The organism is Micromonospora sp. D75 (assembly GCF_018070405.1).
Classification (GTDB): domain Bacteria; phylum Actinomycetota; class Actinomycetes; order Mycobacteriales; family Micromonosporaceae; genus Micromonospora; species Micromonospora chalcea.
In genome coordinates this window covers 1-2,800 of sequence record NZ_JAGPXV010000712.1, presented here as the reverse complement: position 1 = coordinate 2,800, position 2,800 = coordinate 1, and the positions used below count along the sequence as shown (strand labels likewise).

Sequence of the window (2,800 nt, the reverse complement as noted above, 5' to 3'; positions counted from 1 at the left end):
GAACCGGGCCGCGCGGACCGGCCTTGAGCGAGTGGTCGGTGTCGCGCAGCCGGGCGCCGTTGGCGGTGGTGAGGTACGCGCCCTGCTGCCCCTTGGCGATCTTCGGTACGCCGGTCTCGGCGCCGGTCGGGGTCCGGGTGTCCGGCGCGCCCTGCTCGGCCTTGGGCGGCAGCGGCCCGTGCGGCGTGGTCGGCTCCTCCAGCGGTGGTGGCGCGCTGCCGGGAGCGCCCGGCACGTCCGGAGTCAGCGCGTCGCCGACCTTCTCGACGGCGGCTTCGACGACACCCTTGACGATCTGGGCGGGCTTGCTGGATTCCATCAGGACCTGTCCTCCTACAGCTAAATGTCCAGGCCCCTTCGGCCGTACCCCAGCTGAGGGCGGGCAAACCGGAACAATCGCGGAATCACTGGTCAGGACCGGCGTGGCACCGTCACGCCGGTGAGCAGCCAGCGGCCGTTCAGGACGTCAGAGGATCCGCTTCATTGGCGCCGGCTCGTCGCCGCGACGCCGCCATTCGCGCGGGTAGCCCAGCGACACCTCCTCGAACCGCACCCCGTCGTAGTGGGTGGTGCGCGGGATGTGCAGGTGGCCGTAGACGGCGACGGCGGCGCGGTGCCGCACGTGCCAGTCGGCCGTCCGGTCGGTGCCGCACCACTGCGCGAACTCCGGGAACCAGAGCACCTCGGTGGGCTGGCGCACCAGCGGCCAGTGGCTGACCAGCACCGTCGGCAGCGCCGGGTCGGTGGCCTCCAGCCGCCTCCGGGTCGCCTCCAGCCGCGCCGCGCACCAGGACTCCCGATCCGGGTACGGGTCGGGGTGCAGCAGCATCTCGTCGGTGCACACCACACCGGCGTCGTACGCCACGCGCAGCGACTCCTCCTTGGTGGTGGTGCCGGGCGCGCGGAACGAGTAGTCGTAGAGCACGAACAGCGGCGCCACGGTGACCGGGCCGCCGTCGCCCCGCCACACCGCGTACTCGTCCTCCGGGGTCAGCACGCCCAGCTCGCGGCACATCGCGACCAGGGCGTCGTAGCGGGCCACCCCGCGCAACGTCACCGGGTCGTTCGGGTGGGTCCACAGCTCGTGGTTGCCCGGCGCCCACACCACTGTCGCGAACCGGTCGCGCAGCAGCCGCAGCGTCCGCTCGACGTCGGCGAAGACCTCGCCCACGTCGCCGGCCACGATCAGCCAGTCGTCCGCCGTCTCCGGTCGCAGGCCGTCCACCACCGCGCGGTTCTCCGCGTACGACACATGGAGGTCGCTGACCGCGTACAGCCCACCCGTCACCCGGCCGATCCTGCCAGCGGCGCTTCCGGATGACCAGGCTCGCCATGACCAGGCTCGCCGGCCGGGCTCTCGACCCTCGCGGTCACCTCGTCGAGCGCGCGCAGCACCTCGCGGGCGATCGCCGGCTCGGCCGCGGAGTGCCCGGCACCGGGCACGATCCGCAACGTCGCCTCCGGCCACCGGCGGGCCAGGTCGTACGCGGACACCGGCGGGCAGCACAGGTCGTACCGGCCGTTGACGATCACGGCGGGCAGGTGGCGGATCCGCTCCACGCCGTCGAGCAGCTGGCCCTCGGTGAGGAAGCCGCCGTGCACGGCGTAGTGCGACAGGATCCGGGCCACCGGCAGCGCGTGCTCGTCGGCGGTGAAGTGGGCGAGCAGCTCCGGGTCGGGGCACAGCGACGAGTTGACCGCCTCCCAGCGTCCCCAGGCCCGCGCCCAGACCCGGGCCTGCGCCTCGTCCGGGCCGTGCAGCCGCCCGTGGTACGCGGCCAGCACGTCGTCGCGCTCGCCCGGCGGGACCGGGGCGACGAACCGTTCCCACTCCTCGGGCTGGAGATGCCGCAGTCCGCCCTGGTAGAACCAGTCCCGCTCGGCGCGGCGCAGGAGCAGCACGCCGCGCAGGACCAGGCCGGTGACCCGCTGCGGGTGCGCCTGCGCGTACGCCAGGCCGAGCGTGGTGCCCCACGACCCGCCGAACACCAGCCACGAGCCGATGCCCAGCCGCCGCCGGATCGTCTCCAGGTCGTCCACCAGATGCCAGGTGGTGTTGGCGCGCACCTCGCCGTGCGGGGTGCTGCGGCCGGCCCCCCGCTGGTCGAACAGCACGGCCCGGTAGCGCTCCGGATCGAAGAACCGGCGCGCGGCCGGCACCAGCCCGCCGCCGGGCCCGCCGTGCAGGAACACCACGGGTACGCCGTCCGGCCGGCCCACCTCCTCCACGTACAGGACGTGGCCGTCACCGACCGGGATCCGGTGGGTGACGTACGGCTCGATCCGCCCGTCTTCAGCAGGCGACGTTGCCGCCGAGGTTGTCCAGCAGCGCGTCGGCGACCCAGCCGGAGACACCTGTGGTGACGTCCCGCAGGTACGTCCACGTGTAGGTGGTCTTGCCGCCAGCGGTGACCCGGTCGCCGCTGGCGAAGCAGTGGAAGTCGACGTTGTGGTTGAGCTGCCCGTACCCGAGCGAGGCGCAGGTGGTGTGCGGGCCGGTGCGGATGTTGACGTTCGTGGCGTTGAACAGCTGGCCGAACTTGCTGTCGACGTTGGAGTGCGAGTGGCTGCACCCGGCGCTCGCCGGTCCGGCCGTACCGGTCACCACGGCGCCCGCCGTGGCGACGGTCAGGACGACGGCGGCGCCGATGGAGGAGATCTTCCGCATACCCGTCAACCCCCGAATAAAGATCGAGATGCACCAGCAGATCGATCCAAATATTTGCATAGAGCAAGGTCGATGGGCAAGATGCGGCGCCACCGGCCCGGCCCGGACCGGTGGCGCCGATCGCTCAGGCGG

At 72.7% G+C, this 2,800-nt stretch carries 3 protein-coding genes and 1 pseudogene; all 4 read right to left on the bottom strand.

All coding sequences use genetic code 11. From position 1 onward, the window contains the following. Nucleotides 1–319 (bottom strand): annotated as a pseudogene (locus tag KBX39_RS28015) (catalase HPII); the annotation flags it as partial. 147 nt (nt 320–466) lie between these two features. Next, complete coding sequence (locus tag KBX39_RS28010; protein WP_210873389.1) at nt 467–1,288, bottom strand: metallophosphoesterase; 822 nt, start codon at nt 1,286–1,288, stop codon at nt 467–469. Beyond that, nucleotides 1,285–2,283, bottom strand: coding sequence for a prolyl aminopeptidase (gene pip / locus KBX39_RS28005; RefSeq protein WP_210873391.1), 999 nt, complete (start codon nt 2,281–2,283; stop codon nt 1,285–1,287). Before pip ends, KBX39_RS28010 begins: the two co-directional genes overlap by 4 nt. Before the next feature lie 10 nt (nt 2,284–2,293). Beyond that, nucleotides 2,294–2,668, bottom strand: coding sequence for a hypothetical protein (locus KBX39_RS28000; RefSeq protein ID WP_064447456.1), 375 nt, complete (start codon nt 2,666–2,668; stop codon nt 2,294–2,296). Nucleotides 2,669–2,800: the final 132 nt, after the last annotated feature.